Source organism: Pseudomonas sp. FG43, assembly GCF_057809175.1.
The window spans coordinates 178,785-201,687 of record NZ_JBMDJL010000006.1 but is presented as its reverse complement, the minus strand read 5'-3'; the positions used below and the strand labels follow the sequence as shown (position 1 = coordinate 201,687).

Genomic DNA, 22,903 nt, shown 5'->3' with positions numbered 1-22,903 from the left:
TTATTGTTTGCCATTGAAATAACCAAACGAGATCTTGCCATCAATCGATTTGCTGGCCTCGACTTTTACATCACTGTTTTCATAAGAGGAATTGAACCCTGGAATCGTGACCGGCCATCTAATATCACGTTTGATAGTGACGATTGTCCGGCCCTGTGAAAAATCACCATAAGGATGGCCGACCAGCGTAAAAGACGTACCCGCTCCGGCCTTGAGAATTCGGGCAGAACGAATCTCGTCGTTTGAGCAGCCAAAACTGTTGTTTTTCATCTTGACGTTATGCACACGATTGAAAGGAACCGTACAGTCGAGATTTTTTTCGAGGTTGTTTCCCTCATAGAAGGCAATGGCCGCATCAGAGAAGTTACCCGGCGTCCGACCTACTTCAATACGGGAAATCTTCCCGTTCAAACCATTATTGCGAACATGGATGATCTGATAGTCTGCGTTATTGCGATTCTGTTCAAAACCTGAAACCACAACATGCTCTTTGATCCCGATGTCTCGCTTCACGTCGATAATGGCGTAATCATCTTCGCGGCTACCACCGCCATTGTCGAATACCGTGATTCGGGTGCCTTTGGTAACGCCGGATAACGACATGGATTGAGCCTCATCGTTTTCACAGCCTTGGGTCGGCAGAAGAAGAGTCCGGGAACCGCTGGGAATGGCGCAGACGGTGTCTCTTTTCCTGTCGGCATCAGAGCCTTCCCATAAATAAATGCCACCCTGGCTCAAGGTGCGTGCATAGGAAAAGGCATCGCCGTTCTGGTAATTATTGATACCGATGAAATTCGGCTCATTCCCGCAGTTGGCCGTACGCCGCATCAGGTAGGTCAGGTTATTGTCGTACTTGGCAGAATCAGGAATGGTAGAAGTGGCGGTATGAAACTGGTTCATCAGGAACAGGCGATTCCATTGCTTGCCTGTAGAACTGGCGACTTTTCTGGTATTCAGAGGTACATCTGACCAGCGTGTGGAGCAGGAAAAATTGTGGGCGGCATAAATATTGGAGGCCGCCCCACCCAAGGTGTCCCACTTGTTCTGCGTCAACCAGTCCTTATCGAACAGGACGGTAATGGTCTTTGATCCGACCCGGTACTGCCCACTGACTTCACGCTTATCGGTCATCATGATAAGACGGTTATTTTTCTGGGTCATGGCGGCCAGGGTTGGCCAACCCGAGGTATCGAAATTCGCCGGGTTGAACGAGTAGTCTGCAAGCTCGGGTATCGCATTGAAGACTTCCTGCAAATCGTCACGGCTGACATAAGTCTCGAAAAATATAGTCACAACTTCCGACGTGTTGTTTTTCAGAAAAGGAATGAACTCATTCTTTAGCTGATTGCCCAGCGGGCCGTAGCAAGCAATGGTTTTATGGCAGACCTTGATACGGTTGAAGCCTGACTTCTTGTCGGTATAGAGATCCAGCATGAAACCCCGAACACCGTCTTTCAGTTGCCTGGGCAGTTCTGCCAGATTCTGATTGATCTTCTCGTAGGAATTATGGGTTGTGACCCAGTGATACTGGTCAAAGGGTTTATTCTTATCCGCGAAGCCGGACGCTTGCGCAGTTGTCAGTGCAAGAGACAGGAGCGATGCCCCAACCAGGGTATTAAATACATATTTCGTGTTCACGATTGAAATCCTTTTCAATAGTTGTCAGTTTCTATAACAGGAACTGCCCAAGTGCTCATCCATGAGTGTTGCTGGCGACAATTAATAAATTAATAAGATGTTCAGTGGAACCGGCTTATTGTTACAACGCTTTAAGAAGCGTTTCTCGGCAGGCAGAACCACCGGTCAGGTGGGAAGCATTTTTTCCTGGGCGATGTGAATTTTGATGTACTGTATGCATAAACAGTATTCGAGTCGTTCCTCATGGTCAGCACACCCCCGATTCGCGGCCGCGGTACCGCCACCAATCCGCACAATCGCTTTGCTCCCAGCAGGTCCGTCGCCGAGGACGATGGCTGGTATCAGGAGGTTCCGCTGACCCAGGGCACTCAGGTCATCAACGAAACGGCCAAGACCATCATTACCCGCAACACGTCACCGGACATTCCCTTCGATCGTTCCATCAACCCTTATCGCGGGTGTGAACACGGCTGCATCTATTGCTTCGCAAGACCCAGCCATGCCTATTGGGACATGTCGCCAGGGCTGGATTTCGAGACCAAACTGATCGCCAAGACCAATGCAGCAGCCTTGCTGGAGCAGCAGCTTTCCAAACCTGGCTACCGTTGCGCGCCAATCACGCTGGGCGCCAATACCGATCCGTATCAACCTATCGAACGCGAGCACCGGATCACTCGCGCCACCCTCGAAGTCCTGCTGCGTTATCGCCATCCGGTATCCATCATCACCAAAGGCTCGCTGATCCTGCGCGACCTCGATCTGCTGGCCGAAATGGCGAAGTTGAATCTGGTTTCAGTGTTCATCAGCCTGACCACGCTGGATGACGAACTCAAATGCATTCTTGAGCCCAGGGCGGCGGCCCCCAAGGCTCGCTTGAGGGCGATTCGGGTACTGCGGCAGGCCGGCGTGCCAGTGGGCGTGTTATGCGCGCCGATGATTCCAATGATCAACGACAGCGAGCTTGAAGCGCTGCTCAGTGAGGCCAAGGCGGCCGGGGCACAAAGTGCGAGCTATGTGATGCTGCGCCTGCCGCTGGAGGTGGCGCCACTGTTCGATGAATGGCTCAAGACACATTATCCGCAACGTGCGGAACATGTGATGAGTCTGATACGTCAAAGCCGAGGCGGTGAGGTCTACAACAGCGAGTTCGGGTCGCGCATGCGGGGTGAAGGGCCTTTTGCCGATCTGTTGGCCAGGCGTTACGCCATAGCGACTAAACGTTTAGGCCTCAATCGTCGTGAGAGTTTTCATCTGGACTGCAGCGCTTTTTGCCCGCCGGGAGGGCAGATGTCGCTCCTTTAAATACAGGAACTGCGTCCTAGAGCTGTCGCATTCAGTTTCACTTAAGCTTGGGTGGCTAATCTGTAAATCGGAGTGATGCCCGCGATAGCGTTCAATGGACTTGTTCGCTATGCCACACAAAGAGGGCTCAGGTCCGTTTCCGTTTAGATAACGCATGAAAAATCCACATCAATCCGTCAGAGAGGATGAAGACATGAGAGACATGGATAAACAGCAGTCGGCTACCTCAGCCAGTGAGCAGCCTGCATTGAATAGTGCTGAGGTAGCGCTGCAGCAAATCGTGAGTGGCTTCGTGCATTTCCGTCATGAGGTCTTCCCACAGCAGGAAGAACTGTTCAAGAAACTGGCCACGGCGCAATCGCCTCGCGCCATGTTCATCACCTGCGCAGACTCGCGCATCGTGCCTGAACTCATTACCCAGAGCTCTCCGGGCGATCTTTTCGTCACCCGTAACGTCGGTAACGTCGTTCCACCTTACGGCCAGATGAATGGCGGGGTTTCAACAGCCCTCGAGTACGCGGTTTCGGCTCTGGGCGTGCAACACATCATCATCTGCGGTCACTCCGATTGCGGCGCAATGCGTGCCGTACTCAACCCTCAAAGCCTCGATAAAATGCCGACGGTCAAAGCCTGGCTGCGTCATGCAGAGGTTGCCCGTACGGTGGTAGAGAACAATTGCAGTTGCGGCAGCGAAAAGGAAACCATGCACGTCCTGACTCAGGAAAACGTGATCGCTCAGCTCCAGCACCTGCGTACCCACCCTTCGGTTGCATCAAAACTGGCCAACGGTCAGTTGTTCATCCACGGCTGGGTCTACAACATCGAAACCAGTGAAATCCTGGCTTACGACTCGGACCGGGATGCGTTCCTGCCACTCGATGGCGAGGGTCCGACACCCATGGCTACCCCGAAACCGCGTTTCTAGTCGCCTGACTTAATTCACGACTGACGGTAAACCCCTCTTTGAGCCTATGGCGGTTGCGCAGGATGCGCGCCGCCAGGCTTTGTTACATCTGAAGAGATCCCGGAGAAGCATCATGGGTACTACAGAACTGAAATCCGTTTTACCACGGGAGCTGCTCGCTTCCGTGGTGGTGTTCCTGGTTGCCCTGCCGCTGTGCATGGGGATTGCAATTGCTTCTGGCATGCCTCCGGCCAAGGGATTGATTACTGGCATCATCGGTGGCCTGATCGTCGGCTGGATCGCGGGGTCGCCCTTGCAGGTCAGTGGCCCTGCCGCAGGTCTGGCCGTATTGGTATTCGAGCTGGTACGTGAGCATGGAATGGCCATGCTTGGCCCGATTCTTCTGCTGGCCGGCCTGCTTCAACTACTGGCCGGACGCTTCAAGCTCGGCTGCTGGTTCCGGGTGACGGCACCGGCTGTGGTGTATGGCATGCTGGCCGGCATCGGCGTGCTGATCGTCCTTTCACAAGTGCATGTGATGTTTGATAGCGGCCCGAAACCGTCCGGGCTGGATAACCTGTTGGCATTCCCTGAAACTCTGGTACAGGCCATCGGGCCTGGACCGGCCATGCAGGCAGGCCTGCTGGGTCTGGGAACCATGCTGGTGATGTGGTCCTGGGAAAAAATCCGTCCACAATCACTGCGTTTCGTTCCGGGAGCACTGCTGGGTGTCGGTCTTGCAACAGGCATAAGCCTCATCATGGCGCTGGAGGTCAAGCGCGTGGAGGTCCCTGACAATCTGGCCGACGCCATCGACTGGCTACGCCCTGCGGACCTCATGAACCTCGCCGATCCTGCGATCCTGATTGCTGCCATCGCCCTGGCCTTCATCGCCAGTGCCGAAACGCTGCTTTCGGCCGCTGCCGTCGACCGCATGCACAACGGCACGCGCTCTGACTTCGACAAGGAGTTAAGCGCACAAGGCATAGGTAACATGCTGTGCGGCCTGGTGGGTGCGCTGCCAATGACCGGCGTTATCGTGCGTAGCTCGGCAAACGTTCAGGCAGGTGCCACAACCCGATTCTCGACGATTTTCCATGGCCTCTGGCTGCTGGCTTTCGTGCTGATTCTGTCGAGCGTACTGCAAAGCATTCCGGTGGCGAGCCTGGCGGGTGTGCTGGTATACACGGGCCTCAAGCTGGTAGATCTCAAGGCATTTCGCGGTCTGGGCCGTTATGGACGCACGCCGATGTTCATCTATGCCGCCACGGCTTCGTCAATCATCCTCACTGACCTGCTGACTGGCGTACTGGTTGGTTTCGGTCTGACTCTGGCCAAGCTGGCACTCAAGGCTTCGCGCCTGAAGATCAGCCTGGTTCAACTGGAGGGTGACGGTGAAATGGAGTTGCGTCTGGTGGGTGCGGCTACCTTCCTCAAGGTTCCGGCGCTGACCAAAGTGCTGGGCAGCATCCCTCAAGGCAGCACCGTGCACGTGCCGTTGAACAACCTGACCTATATCGATCACTCTTGCCTGGAATTGCTGGAAGAGTGGGGGCGGACCAATGCCGCTCAGGGGACGAAACTGCTTATCGAGTCGCGGGGCTTGAAGCGTCGTCTGGAAGGTCGGATCTATACGACAACCGGTATCGGAGCTGCTGCCAGGTAGCTCGCGTCAGCGGTGGGCGTCTTCGCGAAGCAGCGGAGCGCCTGCCGACTCTCCTTCCTTTGCTCGCAAAGACATTATTACAACGACCGACAGCATCAGGCCTCGGGGCGATCCAGCTCCAGGCCGATGCCCAGTTGACGTGACAGACACGGCCAGCGTTTCCATGCTTCTTCGGTGTCGGGGCTATCAAGGCGCTCACGGTAGGTTTCGACCGATTCCAGTGCAAAGCTCTCATCATCGAGTAACTGGTCAACTGCATGATGTACGGCTTCATCGAGCTGGTTGGCGAACTCTTCGCCGATCAACTGGTGGGCAATCACACTGGCGACGACAGTGTTCGAAGGGATCAACGGCCGGCCGAAATGCTTGATGTAGAGGTCATTCACCTCTTCTACAAGGCGATGTGCCAGATACGCTTCATCCAACAGACTGTCGAGCCCTTCATGACCGGCCATGATGGCTGGCGGACTAACGAAAAACTGCTCGGCAATTTTCAGGACAGGCTTTATCTGTCCTTCTATACCCGCCTGAACTGCAACTTCGTGAGCAGCGTCTAGCAGGTCCGGTACCAACTCGATATAGGCAGAAACAAAGCGCGTCAGCACACCTTTTGCGTCGACATCCGGAAGATCAATCGCGGGATGCAGATGGGGTAGCTGGATTTCCAGTTGTTGTAGCAATTGGCCTGTTTCGGCTTCGTGTTGATGTGCACGCTGAATCTGCTCGCGCAATGCGGCGGTGTTCATGAAGGCTCCTGAGGGCTTAAAACCAGGTAGTTATTAGGGGAAGTCATACGTTAGCCTGATTGGCTGACTCCCTAAGACGCATTTTTCATAACTAAGTAACATTTATGTGTATTAGTTATTAAAAGACTCTTTCAAGACCTTTATCTTACGATCTTAATAAAACCCCATACATCTATATGGATGGTTCTCCCATCGCGTTGCGCACTCTCTGGCTATGTCTATACTCGGCTGTGAGAGAAGTTGGCTGAAGGCCGCAACGCTGTAGACCTGGGTCATCCGGGCATGATGTCAGTGAATTCGCAAGCCGCTCCTTGGCCGCAGACAACGTCTGCCGGATAACAAGCTGGGGGACCCCGCGATGAAGCGACGTCCATACGTTTGGATGGGGCTCGTGTTGTGGCAAATATTTGCTCAGGCGCAAGCAGCCTGGACAACGAATATGGCGCCTGGCGCCTCTGTCGTCAGCAACGCGGTGTTCGATCTGCACATGACCATCTTCTGGATATGTGTCGTGATCGGCCTTGTGGTGTTCGCTGCCATGTTCTGGTCGATGATCATGCATCGACGCTCCCTCGGGCAGAAAGCCGCCCACTTTCACGAAAACACCACCGTCGAGATTCTGTGGACCATCGTCCCCTTTCTGATTCTGGTCGCCATGGCGATCCCGGCGACCCGCACCCTGATCAGCATGTATGACGCCAGTGAGTCGGATGTCGATATCCAGATCACGGGCTATCAGTGGAAATGGCACTACAAATACCTGGGACAGGATGTCGAGTTCTTCAGCAACCTGGCGACCCCCGCCGACCAGATCCAAAACCGTGAAGCCAAGGGCGAACATTATTTGCTGGAGGTCGACCAACCGCTGGTGCTGCCGGTTGGCGAGAAGATCCGCTTTCTGGTGACCGGCGCCGACGTGATCCACTCCTGGTGGGTACCCGCTTTCGCCGTCAAACGCGATGCCATTCCGGGGTTCGTCAATGAAGCCTGGACCCGTATCGAAAAACCCGGCATTTACCGAGGCCAATGCACCGAGTTGTGCGGCAAGGACCACGCCTTCATGCCCATTGTGGTGGAAGCCAAGGCCCCAGCGGATTACCAGGCATGGCTGGCCGAACGCAAGGAAGAAGGCGCCAGGCTCAAGGAACTCACCGACAAGAACTGGACCCGGGAAGAACTGGTCGCCCACGGCGACAAGGTCTATCACACCGTTTGCGCCGCCTGCCATCAGCCTGAAGGACAGGGCATGCCGCCACTGTTCCCGGCGCTCAAGGGCTCGAAAATCGCCACCGGCCCCATCGAAGATCATTTGAAGATTGTGTTCAACGGCAAGCCGGGGACAGCCATGGCTGCCTTCGGCAAACAACTCTCGGAAGTCGATATCGCCGCAGTTGTGACCTACGAGCGCAATGCGTGGGGTAACGACAAGGGCGACATGCTGAGCCCCAGGGATGTACTGACCCTCAAGCAGTCACAGCAATGAGCGCGCAGGAGACCGGAACATGAGTGCAGTGATCGATGACCATGGCAAGACAGACCATGAGCATGCGCATGGACCCGCCAAAGGCCTGATGCGCTGGGTACTGACCACCAATCACAAGGACATCGGCACGATGTACCTGTGGTTCAGTTTCACGATGTTCCTGCTGGGCGGTTCATTCGCCATGGTGATTCGCGCGGAACTGTTCCAGCCGGGCCTGCAAATCGTCGAGCCTGCCTTTTTCAATCAGATGACCACCATGCATGGCCTGATCATGGTTTTCGGCGCGGTGATGCCAGCCTTCGTCGGCCTGGCCAACTGGATGATTCCGCTGATGATCGGCGCGCCGGACATGGCCTTGCCACGCCTCAACAACTTCAGCTTCTGGCTATTGCCTGCCGCGTTCCTGTTATTGGTTTCCACGCTCTTTCATCCTGGCGGCGGCCCCAACTTTGGCTGGACCTTCTACGCACCGCTCTCGACGACTTATGCACCCGAAAGCGTGACATTCTTCATATTGGCTATCCATATGATGGGAATAAGCTCAATCATGGGCGCTATCAATGTCGTCGCGACCATCCTCAACCTACGGGCACCGGGCATGACGCTGATGAAAATGCCGCTGTTCGTCTGGACCTGGCTGATCACGGCGTTCCTGTTGATCGCGGTCATGCCGGTGCTGGCAGGCTGCGTGACCATGATGCTGATGGATATCCATTTCGGCACCAGCTTCTTCAATGCTGCCGGGGGCGGCGATCCGGTGCTGTTTCAGCACGTATTCTGGTTTTTCGGCCACCCCGAGGTGTACATCATGATCCTGCCGGCCTTCGGCGCGGTCAGCTCGATCATCCCTGCTTTCTCGCGCAAGCCGCTGTTCGGCTATACCTCAATGGTCTACGCCGTGGCGAGCATCGCCTTCCTGTCGTTCATCGTGTGGGCACACCACATGTTCGTGGTGGGAATCCCTTTGGTGGGCGAATTGTTCTTCATGTACGCGACGATGCTCATTGCCGTGCCGACGGGGGTCAAGGTGTTCAACTGGGTCAGTACCATGTGGCAAGGCTCGCTGACGTTCGAGACGCCCATGCTGTTCGCCGTGGCGTTCGTGATCCTGTTTTCCATTGGCGGGTTTTCGGGGTTGATGCTGGCGATAGCCCCGGCAGATTTCCAGTACCAGGACACTTACTTCGTGGTCGCGCACTTCCACTATGTATTGGTGCCCGGCGCGATCTTCGGCATTTTCGCCTCGGCTTATTACTGGCTGCCCAAGTGGACCGGACACATGTATGACGAAACCCTGGGCAAGCTGCATTTCTGGCTGTCATTCGTGGGGATGAACATGGCGTTCTTTCCGATGCACTTTCTTGGCCTGGCAGGCATGCCGCGTCGTATCCCGGACTACAACCTGCAATTCGCGGACTTCAACATGGTGTCGTCCATCGGGGCTTTCACCTTTGGCGCGACACAAGTGTTCTTCCTGTTCATTGTGATCAAGACCATTCGCGGCGGGCCGCCTGCGCCTGCAAAACCCTGGGATGGGGCTGACGGGCTGGAGTGGACACTGCCTTCGCCCGCGCCTTATCACACCTTCAGCACACCGCCCGAAGTGAAGTGAGTACCGCCATGAGCAACGTGCATTCGATCAAAGGCCTTGTCACTCGCCTGCTGCTGATAGTGGCCGTGATGTTCGCCTTTGGTTTCGCTCTGGTGCCTCTGTATGACGTGATGTGCAGGGCATTTGGCATCAATGGCAAGACCGGTGGCCAGTATCAAGGCTCGCAGGTGATCGATCAGCAGCGGCTGGTGCGTGTGCAGTTCATCTCGACCAATGCGGTGGACATGGTCTGGGCGTTTCATCCCCGGACCGAAGAGATCGAGGTTCACCCAGGCGCAGTCAACGAGATGATTTTCGTGGCGCAGAACCCCACCGACAAAGCGATGACGGCGCAGGCCGTGCCGAGTATTTCCCCAGGTCAAGCGGCGGCTTATTTCCACAAGACCGAATGCTTCTGTTTTACCCAGCAAATGCTGCAACCGGGAGAGCGGATCGAAATGCCGGTGCGTTTCATTGTTGATCGCGACCTGCCCAAAGACGTGAAACACCTGACCTTGGCCTACACGCTGTTCGATATCACTGCACGCCAGCCCCCCGTTCTGCCTGTCGTGAAAAACGGTGGCTGAAGGAGACGCTCAAATGGCTACGCCCCATGAGCACTACTACGTTCCGGCGCAAAGCAAATGGCCCATCATTGCCACGCTGGCCTTGCTGGTCACGATGTTCGGCCTGGGTACCTGGTTCAATGACCTGAAGGCGGCGCGGCCCGAATCCAACGGGCCTCTGATCTTTTTCATTGGCGGCCTGCTGGTGGCCTACATGATGTCTGGCTGGTTCAGTACGGTCGTCAAAGAAGGACGGGCCGGACTGTACAGCGCGCAGATGGATCGTTCGTTCCGCTGGGGCATGGCCTGGTTCATCTTTTCGGAAGTGATGTTTTTCATGGCCTTCTTCGGGGTGCTGCTTTACGTGCGGGTCTGGACAGGTCCGTGGCTGGGCGGCGAGGGCGCCAACGGTATATCGAACATGCTGTGGCCGAACTTTCAATTCCAGTGGCCGCTGCTGGAAAACCCGGACCCGAAACTGTTCCCCGCCCCAAAGGGCATCATTGATCCGTGGCATTTACCGCTGATCAATACCATTTTGCTGGTCAGCTCCAGCGTCACCATCACCTTTGCCCACCACGCCTTGAAAAAGGCCCATCGCGGCGCATTGAAAGGCTGGCTGGCCGTCACCGTGCTGCTGGGCTGCAGTTTTCTGGTGCTGCAGGCTGAAGAGTATGTACATGCCTATAAGGAGCTTGGCCTGACTCTGGGCTCGGGCATCTATGGCGCGACCTTTTTCATGCTTACAGGTTTTCACGGCGCCCACGTCACCATCGGCACGATCATTCTGTTTGTAATGCTGGTGCGGATTCTGCGCGGGCATTTCGATGCCGAGCATCAGTTTGGCTTCGAGGCCGCAAGCTGGTACTGGCATTTCGTGGATGTGGTGTGGATCGGCCTGTTCACCTTTGTGTATGTCTTGTGAGCCCGTCACCCGTTCACATGTGAAACCAGTTGGCCGCTGTAGAAGCCCCAGGTAATCAGCGCCAGGGTGAGGGCGGCGAGAATGACCCGCAGGGCCAGGACCTTGAGCAGGCGGGTCGACTGGTTGTCGTCCTTGATAAGAAAGAACAGGCCGCTGAACAGGCAGGTCACGGTGGCCGCCAACATAAAAACAATCGCTGCTTTGAGCATGAGAAAACTCCAGGAGCAATCGCCATGATGCAATGGAGTATAGGCATGGCCCTACGGCCAGAACGGACGGCAGGATGAAACGCTTCATCCTGCGTTCGGGGCCTGCACTGCTGATGCTGGCAGTGCTGCCACTGCTGGTCATGCTCGGTTTCTGGCAATTGAACCGGGCCGAAGAAAAGCGCGTGATTCTCGACCATTACGCCGGGCACCGTGCGGCTGCGCCCGTCGATATCGCCCGCTTGCTGGATATCGAAGAACCTGCCTACAGGCGCGTGCAACTGCATGGGCAATTCGATGCGGCCCACAGCCTGCTGCTCGATAACAGCACTCGCGACGGCAAGGCTGGCGTCGAGTTGCTCCAGCCATTTAAGGACCAGCCCAGCGGATTATGGCTGTGGATAAATCGTGGCTGGCTGCCCTGGCCGGATCGACGCACGCCGCCGGTATTCCGCACCTCAAACCAGCCGCTGCATCTGAATGCCTGGGTCTATGTCCCCCACGGCGAGAGCTTTCACCTGCAAGCCGATGCACTGAGCGACTCATGGCCCAGGCTGGTGACCGCCTTCACGCCAGGCAAGCTCTGGGCTGAGCTGGATCGCCAAGGTTATCCCCACGAACTGCGTCTTGAACCGGGCGAGGCAGCCTATCGCGCTGACTGGCCGGTGGTGGCAATGGAGCCGCAAAAACATATGGGTTACGCCGTGCAATGGTTTGCCCTGGCCACGGCCCTGCTCGGTTTTGGTCTGTACCGGGGTTGGCGCAGCAGAAAACACCGGGAGAAGAATAATGAACACCGTCGGCGTATCTGAATTTCGCAAGCAACGACGAGGACGCCTGCAACTGTTGGTCTTGGTGCTGGTGGCTATCGGGCCAATGATCCTGGCCACCTGCATGTACCGTTTCAACTTCTGGGTACCGGACAGCCGCAGTTATCACGGCCAGCTGATCGGCAACGGCCAAAGCCGCGCCGACCTGGGTGTACAGGCCGATGAACAGCGCTGGCAATTGCTGGTCAGCGCGCCTGGGCAATGCGATGCCGATTGCCAGCAACTGGTCTATCTGGCGCGGCAGGTCCAGATCGGCCTGGGCCGCGATGCAACCCGCGCCAGTCATGCCCTGGCCACGACGACGCCGCTCAGTGACGACTATGCCGAGAAACTTCGGCAGGACTATCCACAATTACAGCGATATCCACTGGATCTTGCCCGCTATCAGAAACTTGCCCCCGGGCTGAATGCGCCGCAACTGTGGATCATCGATCCCCACGGCAACCTTGTGCTGCGCTATGACGCCAGGGTCAAAGGCAAGGATCTGCTGATCGATCTGCGCCAACTGCTGAAACTGTCGAACATCGGATAAAGGGAGGTCGTCATGACCCGACCCGGATTTCGTATCGCCTTGCTTGCCACGCTGCTGGCGTTGTTCGTGGTGCTACTCGGTGCTTACACACGACTGACCCATGCCGGTCTGGGTTGTCCTGACTGGCCTGGCTGCTACGGATTTATCAGCGTACCCGCCAACGACCGACAACTGGCTCATGCGCAGCTGCATTTTCCAGACTCACCCGTGCACCGGGGGAAAGGCTGGAGCGAGATGACCCATCGCTATTTCGCAGGCGGGCTGACCCTGACCATTATTCTGTTGGCAGTAAAGGCCTGGCAGCGTCGGCACCTGGCCGGGCAACCGTTGAAGCTGCCCTTGCTGCTTCTGGGCGTGGTTTTCGTCCAGGCGGCATTCGGCATGTGGACCGTAACGCTCAAACTCTGGCCGCAAGTGGTCACGGCGCATTTGCTGGGAGGTGTGGCCACCTTGAGCCTGCTGTTCCTGCTGACCCTGCGCCTGAGTGGCGCTTTCGCGCCCTCGCCCCAACTGCCCACCCATTTAAGACGCTGGGCGGCGCTCGGGCTGATGCTGGTCACGCTACAGATCGCCCTGGGTGGCTGGGTCAGTGCCAATTATGCAGCGCTGGCCTGCACCGACTGGCCAACCTGCCAGGGCCAATGGTGGCCGGATGCGGACTTCGCCAATGGTTTTCACCTGAACCAGCATATCGGTCCCGATTATCTGGGCGGCAAGCTCGACAACGAAGCGCGCACAGCGATTCATCTGGCCCATCGCGTCGGCGCCATGCTGGTTGCGTGCTCATTACTGACTCTGGCCTGGCAACTCAAACGCGCCAGGCTCAAGGGGCTGGCGACACTGCTGGTGCTGGCGCTTGGAATACAGATCAGCCTGGGGTTCGGCAATGTGCTGCTAAGTTTGCACTTGCCCGTTGCACTAGCCCACAACGCAGGAGGCGCGGGTTTGATGTTGACGCTGACATTGATCAATTTTTGTACACGCCGCACGCCTGACCGAATCCGCCTGCCTGTCCCGTGGGCAAACGTGCTACCTGTGAAGAAGGACACGATGCAATGAGTGTACTGAGCCAGGAGCGTCAGGCGTTGTGGCGTGATTACCTGGAACTGACCAAGCCCAAGGTGGTGGCGTTGATGTTGATCACTTCGCTGGTCGGCATGCTGCTATCCAGCCACACCCATGTGCCATGGACGATTCTGCTGTTCGGCAATCTGGGGATAGGGCTGTGTGCAGGCAGTGCGGCAGTCATCAATCATGTGCTGGACCGCCATATCGATGCGCTGATGGCCCGCACGCATAAACGACCGGTTGCCCAAGGGCGGATCGCACCGGAAAACGCTTTGATCCTTGCCTTGCTGCTGACGCTTCTCGGGCAGTTTCTGCTGCTGGCATTCACTAATCCGCTGACCGCCTGGCTGACCCTGGCGTCGTTGATCGGCTATGCCGTGATCTACACCGGCTTTCTGAAACGCGCCACACCACAGAACATTGTCATCGGCGGGCTGGCCGGGGCTGCGCCACCCTTGCTGGGCTGGGTGGCGGTTACCGGGCAGGTTACCGCCGAACCCCTGTTGCTGGTGCTGATCATCTTCGCCTGGACCCCGCCGCACTTCTGGGCTCTGGCCATTCATCGCAAGGCCGAATATGCCAAGGCCGATATCCCGATGCTGCCGATCACCCATGGCGAGCAGTACACCAAGGTGCATATCGTGCTGTATACCTGCATCCTGTTCGCGGTCAGTCTGCTGCCCTACGTGATTCACATGAGCGGCCTGACGTACCTGTTTTGTGCATTGATACTGGGTTTGCGCTTCCTGCACTGGAGCCGGGTGCTGTACCGTGGCACTCGACCGCACGTGGCAATCGACACCTTCAAGTACTCTATCCATTACTTGTTCCTGCTGTTCATTGCCCTGCTCGCAGATCACTACCTACTGTTGAAACCATGACTCGAACCCAGAAAACCGTATTCATCCTCGTCGCCATCGTGGCCTTGATCCTGGGCCTGACCTTCAATCGCGTGCTGTCCGGCAAAGGCGCAGCCGATCAGACTGCCCTGATCGATGCGGGCATTATCCTGCTGCCGCAAAGCCGCAACCTGCCTGACCTGAGGATGATCGACCAGAACGGCGGCTCGGTAGCCATCAATCAGTTGAAGGACAAGTGGACGCTGCTGTTCTTCGGTTACACCTTCTGCCCGGACATCTGCCCGACCACGCTGGCGCAGATCCGCCAGATCAAGAGCGAACTGCCCAAGGACGTCGTCGGTAACTTGCGCGTGGTGCTGATCAGCGTCGACCCGAATCGCGACACGCCGCAACAGCTCAAGCAATACCTGGGTTATTTCGACAAGGAATTCATCGGGCTCACCACTTCGGTGGCGGATCTTCAGAGGCTGGCCAATGCGGTGAGCATTCCGTTCATTCCTGCCGATACCAGCAAGCCGAACTACACCGTTGACCACAGCGGGAACCTGGCACTGCTGGGGCCGGACGGCACTCAGCGGGGCTTCATTCGTGCACCGTTGAGCAGCCAGAAGCTGGTGGTGCAATTGCCAGGGTTGTTGCAGAGAAACCAGTAGGAGCGAATCGGGCGGCGCTCCGCCCGATTCGCTCCTACGCGGTTTTATCAGAACGCCGGAACCACAGCGCCTTTGTACTTCTCGACCAGGAACGCTTTCACTTCAGGAGTGTTCAGCGCAGCAGCCAGTTTCTTGATGGCGTCCGAATCCTTGTTGTCCGGACGGGCAACCAGAATGTTGGCGTAAGGCGATTCAGCACCTTCGATCACCAGTGCATCCTTGGTTGGATCAAGCTTGGCGCCCAGCGCGTAGTTGGTGTTGATCAGCGCCAGATCGACCTGGGTCAGCACGCGCGGCAGGGTTGCAGCTTCCAGCTCGCGGAACTTCAGGTTTTTCGGGTTGTTCGCAACGTCTTTAGGCGTAGCCAGGATGCTGGTCGGGTCCTTGAGGGTGATCAGACCGGCCTTGGCCAGCAACAGGAAAGCACGGCCTTCGTTGGTGGCATCGTTTGGCAGCGCGACGGTTGCGCCGTTTGGCAGGTCTTCCAGTTTCTTGAACTTGTCCGAGTAAGCGCCGAACGGTTCTACGTGAACCTTGGCAACGGTAACCAGATCGGTGCCTTTACCCTTGTTGAACTCATCCAGGTACGGCTGGTGCTGGAAGAAGTTGGCGTCCAGGCGCTTTTCGGCAACCTGTACGTTCGGCTGGATGTAGTCGGTGAAAACCTTGATTTTCAGGTCTACGCCTTCCTTGGCCAGTGTTGGCTTGATGAACTCCAGAATCTCGGCCTGCGGTACAGCAGTCGCGGCGATACTCAGTGTTTCGTTGGCCTGCGCAGACAATGCTGTAACGGCGGCAAATACGGCCAAAAGTTTTTTCATGCAACAGCTCCTTTTATGAGGCCCGCACCAAGCAGGCCCTTACCAACAAATTCGGTTAACGATGGGTGAAATGGGCAACCAGCTTGTCGCCGACGGTTTGCAGTATCTGCACCAGCACCAGCAGCAGTACGACCGTCACGAACATCACGTCGTTCTGGAAACGCTGATAACCATAGCGGATCGCAAGGTCACCCAGTCCGCCAGCACCCACGGCGCCGGCCATGGCAGTGAAGGACACCAGCGCAATGGCGGTCACGGTAATGGCCGCCAGAATGCCGGGGCGCGCTTCGGGCAACAATGCCTTGACGATGATCTGCCGGGTCGTGGCACCCATGGCCTGGGTCGCTTCGATGATGCCTTTGTCCACTTCACGCAGGGCGGTTTCCACCAGACGGGCGAAGAACGGCGTGGCACCGGCAATCAGCGGCGGCAGCGTACCGAGGATACCCAGCGATGTGCCGGTGATGACTTCGGTCAGCGGCATCATCACGATCAACAGGATGATGAAGGGCAGGGCGCGCAGCATGTTGACGATCAGCCCGACCGTCGCATACAGCTGCTTGTGTTCCAGCAACTGACGCGGCGAGGTCAGGAACATCAGCACGCCCAGAGGCAGGCCCAGCAAGATGGTGAAGCCCAGCGAAACACTGAGCATGATCAGGGTATCGCCCGTGGCGACCCAGATTTCATACCAGTCGACGTTGGAAAACAGATTCAGGAAAGCGTCCATCAGCGCAGCACCTCCATGTGAACGTCAGCGGCGGTGAAGCGAGCGAAAGCGGCGTCAATGTCGCCGCCGGTAATGGCCAGCGTCAGTTGACCATAAGGTGTGTCCTTGATGCGGTCGATACGGCCCGCCAGGATGCTGTAATCCACGCCGGTTTCCCGAGCGACCGTGCCCAGCAATGGCGCGTAAGTCGATTCGCCCTGGAAGGTCAGGCGCACGATACGACCCTGAACATGAGCAAAATCGTCACGCTGCTCGTTTTCGTCGATCTGCTCATGCTCCTGCACGAAACGCTTGGTGGTCGGGTGCTGCGGATGCAGGAACACATCGGCCACATTGCCCTGTTCGACAATCACACCGGCGTCCATCACGGCCACCTGATCGCAGACACGGCGAATCACGTCCATTTCATGGGTGATGAGCACGATGGTCAGTTTCAGCTCTCGATTGATCTCGGCCAACAGCTGCAAGACCGACGCAGTGGTCTGTGGGTCCAGAGCGCTGGTGGCTTCATCGCACAGCAAAATCTTTGGCTTGGTCGCCAGGGCGCGGGCAATGCCGACACGCTGCTTTTGTCCGCCGGACAATTGCGCCGGGTATTTCCTGGCATGGGCAGACAGTCCGACCCGCTCCAGCAGCTCGGCGACACGCTTGTCGATCAGCTCACGGGACAGGTCGCCCGCAAGTGTCAGCGGCATGGCCACGTTGTCGGCCACGGTCTTGGAAGCCAGCAGATTGAAGTGCTGAAAAATCATCCCGACCTGCTGACGGAAACGCCGAAGGCCGTTGGCGTCGAGTGCCGTGACATCTTCGTCGTCAACCACGATCTGCCCGCCACTCGGGGTTTCAAGGCGGTTGATCAGGCGCAGCAAGGTACTTTTGCCCGCGCCGGAATGGCCGATCAGGCCGAATACCTGGCCGTCTTCGACACGCAGGCTGGTGGGATGCAGAGCCGGAATATCCTTGCCTGCAACCCGATAGGTTTTGTGGACGTTATGAAACTCGATCACGGAGCGAACCTTGTGGGGGCGCGTTAAAAAATCAGCGCAGTGACCTGGGGCAGCCACTTGCTTCGTTACCTCGGCGGGGTAAGCCGGGCGCGCATTTTAGCCTGTCCGCACAGCACTGCTTAGCATTTATTTGCCAGCACACATGCTCAATTGGCATAACGCGACCGGTGGTGCCAATGGCCGGAAAATTTAATGAACGGCACTTTTCCAGACGGGTCACTCCTTTAACGCCGTGATTCCCTTGGCTTGCCAAGGGAGTTGAATCATAGAGCCTGACATGAAAGCCGGGCCAGAGAATGAGGAGCATGTCTGATGTCTACCCCGAGAAAACCACCCCTTACCTCTACGCCGAAAAGCGAACTGGCAGGAACAGACACTCTTGACCGAAGCAATACCAACGAAAAACTGGAAAACCTTGAGCCGTTTCGCTCCGATGCCACGGAGCAGGCGCTGCGCACCAATCAGGGCGTCAAGATCGCCGACAATCAGAACACGCTCAAGGCAGGCAGCAGAGGTCCTTCGTTGCTGGAAGACTTCATCATGCGCGAAAAAATCACCCACTTTGACCATGAACGCATCCCGGAGCGGATCGTTCATGCGCGAGGTACGGCCGCGCATGGCTACTTCCAGAGCTATGACGATCACGCCACCTTGAGCAAGGCCGGCTTCCTTCGCGACCCAGGCAAGAAAACCCCGGTATTCGTGCGCTTCTCCACCGTGCAGGGGCCAAGGGGGTCGGGCGATACGGTACGGGATGTTCGCGGCTTTGCGGTCAAGTTCTACACCGACGAAGGCAACTTCGATCTGGTCGGCAATAACATGCCGGTGTTTTTCATTCAGGATGCGATCAAGTTTCCTGACTTCGTGCATGCGGTAAAACCCGAGCCTCACAACGAAATCCCGACCGGGGGCTCGGCTCATGACACCTTCTGGGATTTTGTGTCGCTGGTTCCTGAGTCGGCGCATATGGTGCTGTGGACCATGTCCGATCGCGCCATCCCGAAAAGCCTGCGCACCATGCAAGGCTTCGGTGTCCACACCTTTCGCCTGATCAATACCGAGGGCAAGTCGACCTTCGTGAAGTTTCACTGGAAACCCAAGTACGGCGTCTGCTCCCTGGTGTGGGACGAGGCCCAGAAACTGGCGGGCAAGGACACCGACTATCATCGCCGAGACCTGTGGGAATCCATTGAAACGGGCGATTACCCCGAGTGGGAGTTAGGCGTACAGATCGTGGCCGAAGAGGATGAACATGCCTTCGACTTCGATCTGCTGGACCCCACCAAGATCATTCCCGAAGAGCTGGTACCGGTGACGCCACTGGGCAAGATGGTGCTCAACCGCAACCCGGACAACTTCTTTGCCGAGACCGAACAGGTTGCGTTCTGCCCTGGGCATATCGTGCCCGGCATCGATTTCTCCAATGACCCGCTGCTGCAGGGTCGACTGTTTTCCTATACCGATACCCAGATCAGTCGCCTGGGCGGTCCGAACTTCCACGAAATTCCGATCAACCGCCCGGTTTCGCCCAACCATAACGGGCAGCGTGATGCGCAGCATCGCATGACGATCAACAAGGGGCGGACATCCTACGAACCGAACTCCATTGATGGCGGCTGGCCGAAAGAAACGCCTGCCGCTGCGGTGGACGGCGGTTTCGAGTCGTATCCGGAGCGCATCGACGCCCACAAGATACGCGAGCGCAGCGAGTCCTTCGGGGATCATTTTTCACAGGCCACGCTGTTCTTTCAGAGCATGAGCACACACGAGAAAGAACACATCATCTCGGCTTACAGCTTCGAGTTGGGCAAGGTTGAGCGTGAGCATATCCGCGCCCGGACGGTGAACGAGATTCTGGCCAATATCGACCTGGAGCTGGCCAGCCGCGTGGCACAGAATCTGGGGCTGCCAGCGCCAAAGGCCGGGACTGTGGCCGCCAGATCCTCGTCTGTCAAACAGTCGCCTGCATTGAGCCAGGCCAATCTGCTATCCGGCGACATCGCATCGCGCAAGGTCGCAATCCTGGTGGCCAATGGCGTGGACGGAAAAGCTGTCGAGGCCATGAAAGCCGCACTGCAAGCCGAAGGTGCTCACGGCAAGGTATTGGGGCCGACTTCTGCCCCCGTGGTGACAGCCGACGGCAAGAGTCTGCCGGTGGATGCGTCGATGGAAGGGCTGCCATCGGTGGCGTTCGATGCAGTGTTCATCCCCGGCGGCAAGGACTCGATAAAAGCCTTGAGCACCGATGGGGTTGCCTTGCATTACGTGCTGGAGGCTTACAAGCACCTCAAGGCCATCGCGGTATCCAGCGATGCCAAGGCATTACCGGATTTGCTGCATCTGGATCAAGACGCTGGATTGCTGGTCGTACAAGACGGCTCATACGATGCGTTCTTCAAGGCCATCGCACAGCATCGAGTGTGGGATAGAGAACCGAAAGCCAAGGCTGTACCTGCCTGATTGCGCAGGTTTTTTTCGCAAATGAATTGGCTCCTACATCTGTAGGGGCCAATTCATTCGCGAATAGGCCTGGCCGGCGTCAAGACAATCTGCGCTGACTCATTACGCTCGATCTGACGGCGCAGTTCCAGCTCGAAATCAGGATTGATCTTGACCACGCGCTTGGTCAGCAATGTTGCCAGCCATGGGTAGTCATCGGTGCGAGGAACCTGCAACAGCACTTCGCAATTGAATGCCACGGTATCCGAGGCAATCGCATCCAGTTGGCGACGCAATTGCGGCATATCGCCGATCTTGAGATCGATGGTGGTGCTGTCGGCTGCCGGGTCGATCAGTTTCGCAATGCGTCTGGCTTCGGCAGCGCGCAGTTCGGCTTCGGCCTTGTCCAGCTCGGCCTTGCGGGCATGAGCGATGGCGCCATTGACGCCGCTGGTGAGCGCCGGAGCCTTGGGCATCAGCGCACGGGCACGACTCAATGCAGCGGCGGCAGCATTCATGTCGCCCTTCTGCAAACCGATCTGGCTACGACTCAAATAGGCTTCCGCCAGCCGACGCTGAAAGGGCTCCAGCCGGATATCGGTAGGCGCCGCAGCTTGCAGAGCCGTCAACTGGTCTTCAGCAGTCGCCAATTCATTGCTGGTAATGCTTTGCTCAAGCTGTGCAAACCCGTCTGGCTTTGCTTCGGCCACAGGTGTTTCAACGGTTGGGGCACTCTGGCAGGCACCCAACAGGATGGAAAATGCGACAAGCAGCAGATAACGGGAGGCGAGCGGCTTCATTCCTGCGATTCTCTAAGTTGCGCAAAAAACGAGCAAGTCTACACCGCTCGCTTGGGGAGAACAAAGCTGAGCAAGAACAGTGCCGCAGCGGATACCACAATAGACGGTCCTGCCGGGGTGTCCTTGAACCATGACAACGATAGCCCAATACACACAGCCGTCACGCCCAGCACGCTTGCGCCCAGTGCCATTTGTTCTGGCGAACGGGCGTGACGCTGTGCCGCAGCGGCGGGAATGATCAACAACGAAGTGATCAGCAGAACCCCGACGATTTTCATTGCGACGGCAATCACCACGGCAATCAGCAGCATCAGCGTCATGCGCAACGAGGCCACCGGCAGGCCTTCGACCCTGGCCAGTTCCTCATGCACGGTTACCGCCAGCAGCGGTCGCCACAGGCAGACGATCAGCACCAGAACCAGTGCGCTACCACCCAGAATCCAGGCCAGATCCGTCGGGCTGATCGCCAACAGGTCACCGAACAGGTAAGCCATCAGGTCGATACGCACTTCATGCATGAAGCTCAGGACCACCAGCCCGAGTGACAAGGTGCTCGGAGCAAGAATCCCCAGCAGCGTGTCCGAGGCCAGCGGCTGGCGCTGTTGCAGGGTGACCAGCAGAATCGCCAGCAGCAGGCAACCGACGGTCACGGCAATCGTCGGGCTGACGTCCAGCAGAAAACCCAGCGCCACGCCAAGCAGGGCGGCATGGGAAAGGGTGTCGCCAAAATACGCCATGCGCCGCCAGACCACGAACGACCCGAGAGGCCCCGCGACCACTGCCAGGGCCAGACCTGCGAGCAAGGCGTAGAGTAGAAAATCAGCCATGCTTGCAGTTGTCTCCGTGGACATGGGTGTGACTAGGGGATGCAGGCGCTGCATCGCCACTCACGACTTCGCCATGCAGGTCATGGGCATGGTCGTGATGGTGGTGATAGATCGCCAGGCTTTGTGCGTTCTTGCCGAACAGTTCGACGAACGCCGGATCGTTGCTGACCTGTTCAGGATGGCCGGAGCAACAGACGTGGCGATTCAGGCACACCACCTGATCGGTGGTGCTCATCACCAGATGCAGGTCATGGGAAACCATCAGCACGCCGCAACCGTGACGATCACGCAAACGGGTTATCAGGCTGTACAGCTCGGCCTGACCTGCCACATCGACGCCCTGCACCGGTTCATCGAGAACCAGTAGCTCAGGCTCGCGCAACAAGGCACGGGCCAGCAGGACGCGCTGCATCTCACCGCCGGAAATACCCTGAAGCGGGCTGTCGATGACTTTTTCGGCACCGACTTCCTGTAGTGCTGCCAGCGCGGCCGCCCGATCCACACCCGGCACCAGACGCAGAAAGCGCAGCACCGAGAGCGGCAGAGTCTGGTCCACATGCAGCTTTTGCGGCATGTAGCCCACTCGCAAGCCGGGCTTGCGCCAGACCGTCCCGGCATCGGGCTTGAGCAGCCCCAGCACGGCACGCACCAGCGTCGTCTTGCCTGCGCCGTTGGGGCCGATCAGGGTGACGATTTCGCCGGGGCGAACATTCAACTGAATGTTGTGCAGAACGTTTTGCCCGGCAAGCGTGACGCCAACCTGCTCCAGGCGAATCAACGCATTACTCATCAGGCGGCCTTGCAGCCGGAACAGATGCCGACGATTTCGACGGTCTGGCCTTCAACCTGAAAACCGACTTCTTTGGCAGCATTGATCACGGCATCGCTGATGGAAGCATGCTGCAGTTCAATGGCGGCGTGGCACTCGCGGCAGATCAGGAACTGGCCCTGATGCGCGTGAGTCGGGTGATTGCAGCCGGTAAAGGCGTTGAGGGATGCGATCCGGTGGACCAGGCCGTTTTCCAGCAGGAAATCCAGCGCCCGGTAGACGGTTGGCGGCGCGGCGCGACGGCCGTCTTCGTCGCTCAACACGGCAAGAATGTCGTAGGCACCCAGCGGCTTGTGGCTTTGCCAGACCAGTTCCAACACGCGACGACGCAAAGTCGTCAGGCGCAGACCTTTGCTGGCGCACAGCGCATCGGCTTCTGTGAGCGCAGAATGCACGCAATGAGAGTGATCATGAGGACGGCTGGCCAGCGGTGTAATAGGCATGAGCGGCGACGATATTTGCTAGAGACGTTATTATGTT

The 22,903-nt window shown here is 57.4% G+C and carries 23 protein-coding genes; 13 read left to right on the top strand and 10 right to left on the bottom strand.

The genetic code is table 11. The annotated features are described in order from the left end of the window. Positions 1-1,638 (bottom strand): phosphoinositide-specific phospholipase C-related protein, encoded by a 1,638-nt coding sequence (locus tag ACODS3_RS09785; protein WP_236250244.1) that lies wholly within the window; start codon positions 1,636-1,638, stop codon positions 1-3. Between the two features lie 243 nt (positions 1,639-1,881). Here ACODS3_RS09785 and ACODS3_RS09780 point away from each other — a divergent pair, with 243 nt between their 5' ends. From ACODS3_RS09780 to ACODS3_RS09770, 3 genes are all read left to right on the top strand, one after another. Further along, on the top strand, positions 1,882-2,940 hold the full coding sequence (locus ACODS3_RS09780; protein ID WP_201019706.1) for a PA0069 family radical SAM protein: 1,059 nt from the start codon (positions 1,882-1,884) through the stop codon (positions 2,938-2,940). 193 nt (positions 2,941-3,133) lie between these two features. Next, positions 3,134-3,865: a carbonic anhydrase gene (locus tag ACODS3_RS09775; protein WP_201019705.1), complete on the top strand. Its 732-nt coding sequence runs from the start codon at positions 3,134-3,136 to the stop codon at positions 3,863-3,865. Between the two features lie 112 nt (positions 3,866-3,977). Continuing rightward, positions 3,978-5,510 (top strand): SulP family inorganic anion transporter, encoded by a 1,533-nt coding sequence (locus ACODS3_RS09770; RefSeq protein ID WP_201019704.1) that lies wholly within the window; start codon positions 3,978-3,980, stop codon positions 5,508-5,510. A 95-nt stretch (positions 5,511-5,605) separates the two neighbouring features. Here the strand turns inward: ACODS3_RS09770 and ACODS3_RS09765 are convergent, their stop codons facing one another. Then, positions 5,606-6,256 carry a hypothetical protein gene (locus ACODS3_RS09765; protein WP_201019703.1) on the bottom strand — a complete coding sequence of 217 codons (651 nt, stop codon included), beginning with the start codon at positions 6,254-6,256 and terminating at the stop codon, positions 5,606-5,608. A 358-nt stretch (positions 6,257-6,614) separates the two neighbouring features. Here ACODS3_RS09765 and coxB point away from each other — a divergent pair, with 358 nt between their 5' ends. Genes coxB through ACODS3_RS09745 form a run of 4 tightly spaced genes read left to right on the top strand, consistent with a single transcriptional unit; the run spans position 6,615 to position 10,821 of the window. After that, positions 6,615-7,739 carry a cytochrome c oxidase subunit II gene (coxB, locus tag ACODS3_RS09760; protein WP_489034051.1) on the top strand — a complete coding sequence of 375 codons (1,125 nt, stop codon included), beginning with the start codon at positions 6,615-6,617 and terminating at the stop codon, positions 7,737-7,739. A 19-nt stretch (positions 7,740-7,758) separates the two neighbouring features. Next, a complete protein-coding gene (gene ctaD, locus ACODS3_RS09755; RefSeq protein WP_201019701.1) occupies positions 7,759-9,351 on the top strand; it encodes a cytochrome c oxidase subunit I in 1,593 nt (530 codons plus the stop codon). 8 nt (positions 9,352-9,359) lie between these two features. After that, positions 9,360-9,917, top strand: coding sequence for a cytochrome c oxidase assembly protein (locus tag ACODS3_RS09750; RefSeq protein WP_201019700.1), 558 nt, complete (start codon positions 9,360-9,362; stop codon positions 9,915-9,917). A gap of 13 nt (positions 9,918-9,930) precedes the next feature. Continuing rightward, positions 9,931-10,821 carry a cytochrome c oxidase subunit 3 gene (locus tag ACODS3_RS09745; RefSeq protein ID WP_201019699.1) on the top strand — a complete coding sequence of 297 codons (891 nt, stop codon included), beginning with the start codon at positions 9,931-9,933 and terminating at the stop codon, positions 10,819-10,821. A gap of 5 nt (positions 10,822-10,826) precedes the next feature. Here the strand turns inward: ACODS3_RS09745 and ACODS3_RS09740 are convergent, their stop codons facing one another. Beyond that, positions 10,827-11,030 (bottom strand): twin transmembrane helix small protein, encoded by a 204-nt coding sequence (locus ACODS3_RS09740; protein ID WP_489034050.1) that lies wholly within the window; start codon positions 11,028-11,030, stop codon positions 10,827-10,829. A 74-nt stretch (positions 11,031-11,104) separates the two neighbouring features. On the opposite strand from ACODS3_RS09740, the gene ACODS3_RS09735 reads away from it, so the two are divergent. From ACODS3_RS09735 to ACODS3_RS09715, 5 genes are read left to right on the top strand one after another with little or no spacing between them, the layout of a single operon-like run. Next, entirely contained in the window at positions 11,105-11,839 is a 735-nt protein-coding gene (locus tag ACODS3_RS09735) for an SURF1 family protein (RefSeq protein ID WP_489034049.1), read from the top strand. Beyond that, on the top strand, positions 11,817-12,389 hold the full coding sequence (locus ACODS3_RS09730; RefSeq protein WP_201019696.1) for a hypothetical protein: 573 nt from the start codon (positions 11,817-11,819) through the stop codon (positions 12,387-12,389). The genes ACODS3_RS09735 and ACODS3_RS09730 overlap by 23 nt, the downstream gene beginning before the upstream one ends. Before the next feature lie 12 nt (positions 12,390-12,401). After that, on the top strand, positions 12,402-13,448 hold the full coding sequence (locus ACODS3_RS09725; protein WP_489034048.1) for a COX15/CtaA family protein: 1,047 nt from the start codon (positions 12,402-12,404) through the stop codon (positions 13,446-13,448). Beyond that, positions 13,445-14,338: a heme o synthase gene (cyoE, locus tag ACODS3_RS09720; RefSeq protein WP_201019694.1), complete on the top strand. Its 894-nt coding sequence runs from the start codon at positions 13,445-13,447 to the stop codon at positions 14,336-14,338. Before ACODS3_RS09725 ends, cyoE begins: the two co-directional genes overlap by 4 nt. Continuing rightward, positions 14,335-14,970 carry an SCO family protein gene (locus ACODS3_RS09715; protein ID WP_201019693.1) on the top strand — a complete coding sequence of 212 codons (636 nt, stop codon included), beginning with the start codon at positions 14,335-14,337 and terminating at the stop codon, positions 14,968-14,970. The genes cyoE and ACODS3_RS09715 overlap by 4 nt, the downstream gene beginning before the upstream one ends. Before the next feature lie 47 nt (positions 14,971-15,017). Here the strand turns inward: ACODS3_RS09715 and ACODS3_RS09710 are convergent, their stop codons facing one another. From ACODS3_RS09710 to ACODS3_RS09700, 3 genes are read right to left on the bottom strand one after another with little or no spacing between them, the layout of a single operon-like run. Next, entirely contained in the window at positions 15,018-15,791 is a 774-nt protein-coding gene (locus ACODS3_RS09710; RefSeq protein ID WP_201000896.1) for a MetQ/NlpA family ABC transporter substrate-binding protein, read from the bottom strand. A 55-nt stretch (positions 15,792-15,846) separates the two neighbouring features. Next, a complete protein-coding gene (locus ACODS3_RS09705; protein ID WP_201019692.1) occupies positions 15,847-16,521 on the bottom strand; it encodes a methionine ABC transporter permease in 675 nt (224 codons plus the stop codon). Then, a complete protein-coding gene (locus ACODS3_RS09700; protein ID WP_201019691.1) occupies positions 16,521-17,528 on the bottom strand; it encodes a methionine ABC transporter ATP-binding protein in 1,008 nt (335 codons plus the stop codon). The genes ACODS3_RS09705 and ACODS3_RS09700 overlap by 1 nt, the downstream gene beginning before the upstream one ends. Positions 17,529-17,840: 312 nt before the next feature. Here ACODS3_RS09700 and katE point away from each other — a divergent pair, with 312 nt between their 5' ends. Continuing rightward, entirely contained in the window at positions 17,841-19,988 is a 2,148-nt protein-coding gene (katE, locus tag ACODS3_RS09695; protein ID WP_201019690.1) for a catalase HPII, read from the top strand. Positions 19,989-20,041: 53 nt separating this feature from the next. On the opposite strand, the gene ACODS3_RS09690 is transcribed toward katE, so the two are convergent. The 4 genes from ACODS3_RS09690 to ACODS3_RS09675 are packed head-to-tail and all read right to left on the bottom strand — an operon-like array spanning position 20,042 to position 22,866. Further along, entirely contained in the window at positions 20,042-20,767 is a 726-nt protein-coding gene (locus tag ACODS3_RS09690; RefSeq protein ID WP_201019689.1) for a PA5502 family lipoprotein, read from the bottom strand. Between the two features lie 38 nt (positions 20,768-20,805). Next, positions 20,806-21,594 carry a zinc ABC transporter permease subunit ZnuB gene (znuB, locus tag ACODS3_RS09685; RefSeq protein ID WP_201019688.1) on the bottom strand — a complete coding sequence of 263 codons (789 nt, stop codon included), beginning with the start codon at positions 21,592-21,594 and terminating at the stop codon, positions 20,806-20,808. After that, entirely contained in the window at positions 21,587-22,384 is a 798-nt protein-coding gene (gene znuC, locus ACODS3_RS09680) for a zinc ABC transporter ATP-binding protein ZnuC (protein WP_489034047.1), read from the bottom strand. Before znuC ends, znuB begins: the two co-directional genes overlap by 8 nt. Next, on the bottom strand, positions 22,384-22,866 hold the full coding sequence (locus tag ACODS3_RS09675) for a Fur family transcriptional regulator (RefSeq protein ID WP_025257811.1): 483 nt from the start codon (positions 22,864-22,866) through the stop codon (positions 22,384-22,386). Before ACODS3_RS09675 ends, znuC begins: the two co-directional genes overlap by 1 nt. Positions 22,867-22,903: the final 37 nt, after the last annotated feature.

What these genes read in the sequence shown, in the direction of transcription:
- ACODS3_RS09765 (WP_201019703.1), bottom strand. Translation starts at nt 6,256, where the DNA reads ATGAACACCGCCGCATTGCGCGAGCAGATTCAGCGTGCACATCAACAC.
- ACODS3_RS09690 (WP_201019689.1), bottom strand. Translation starts at nt 20,767, where the DNA reads ATGAAGCCGCTCGCCTCCCGTTATCTGCTGCTTGTCGCATTTTCCATC.
- ACODS3_RS09675 (WP_025257811.1), bottom strand. Translation starts at nt 22,866, where the DNA reads ATGCCTATTACACCGCTGGCCAGCCGTCCTCATGATCACTCTCATTGC.
- ACODS3_RS09730 (WP_201019696.1), top strand. Translation starts at nt 11,817, where the DNA reads ATGAACACCGTCGGCGTATCTGAATTTCGCAAGCAACGACGAGGACGC.
- ACODS3_RS09750 (WP_201019700.1), top strand. Translation starts at nt 9,360, where the DNA reads ATGAGCAACGTGCATTCGATCAAAGGCCTTGTCACTCGCCTGCTGCTG.
- ACODS3_RS09740 (WP_489034050.1), bottom strand. Translation starts at nt 11,030, where the DNA reads ATGCTCAAAGCAGCGATTGTTTTTATGTTGGCGGCCACCGTGACCTGC.
- ctaD (WP_201019701.1), top strand. Translation starts at nt 7,759, where the DNA reads ATGAGTGCAGTGATCGATGACCATGGCAAGACAGACCATGAGCATGCG.
- ACODS3_RS09705 (WP_201019692.1), bottom strand. Translation starts at nt 16,521, where the DNA reads ATGGACGCTTTCCTGAATCTGTTTTCCAACGTCGACTGGTATGAAATC.
- ACODS3_RS09775 (WP_201019705.1), top strand. Translation starts at nt 3,134, where the DNA reads ATGAGAGACATGGATAAACAGCAGTCGGCTACCTCAGCCAGTGAGCAG.
- coxB (WP_489034051.1), top strand. Translation starts at nt 6,615, where the DNA reads ATGAAGCGACGTCCATACGTTTGGATGGGGCTCGTGTTGTGGCAAATA.
- znuC (WP_489034047.1), bottom strand. Translation starts at nt 22,384, where the DNA reads ATGAGTAATGCGTTGATTCGCCTGGAGCAGGTTGGCGTCACGCTTGCC.
- ACODS3_RS09780 (WP_201019706.1), top strand. Translation starts at nt 1,882, where the DNA reads ATGGTCAGCACACCCCCGATTCGCGGCCGCGGTACCGCCACCAATCCG.
- ACODS3_RS09745 (WP_201019699.1), top strand. Translation starts at nt 9,931, where the DNA reads ATGGCTACGCCCCATGAGCACTACTACGTTCCGGCGCAAAGCAAATGG.
- ACODS3_RS09735 (WP_489034049.1), top strand. Translation starts at nt 11,105, where the DNA reads ATGAAACGCTTCATCCTGCGTTCGGGGCCTGCACTGCTGATGCTGGCA.
- ACODS3_RS09725 (WP_489034048.1), top strand. Translation starts at nt 12,402, where the DNA reads ATGACCCGACCCGGATTTCGTATCGCCTTGCTTGCCACGCTGCTGGCG.
- ACODS3_RS09710 (WP_201000896.1), bottom strand. Translation starts at nt 15,791, where the DNA reads ATGAAAAAACTTTTGGCCGTATTTGCCGCCGTTACAGCATTGTCTGCG.
- ACODS3_RS09715 (WP_201019693.1), top strand. Translation starts at nt 14,335, where the DNA reads ATGACTCGAACCCAGAAAACCGTATTCATCCTCGTCGCCATCGTGGCC.
- katE (WP_201019690.1), top strand. Translation starts at nt 17,841, where the DNA reads ATGTCTACCCCGAGAAAACCACCCCTTACCTCTACGCCGAAAAGCGAA.
- znuB (WP_201019688.1), bottom strand. Translation starts at nt 21,594, where the DNA reads ATGGCTGATTTTCTACTCTACGCCTTGCTCGCAGGTCTGGCCCTGGCA.
- ACODS3_RS09770 (WP_201019704.1), top strand. Translation starts at nt 3,978, where the DNA reads ATGGGTACTACAGAACTGAAATCCGTTTTACCACGGGAGCTGCTCGCT.
- cyoE (WP_201019694.1), top strand. Translation starts at nt 13,445, where the DNA reads ATGAGTGTACTGAGCCAGGAGCGTCAGGCGTTGTGGCGTGATTACCTG.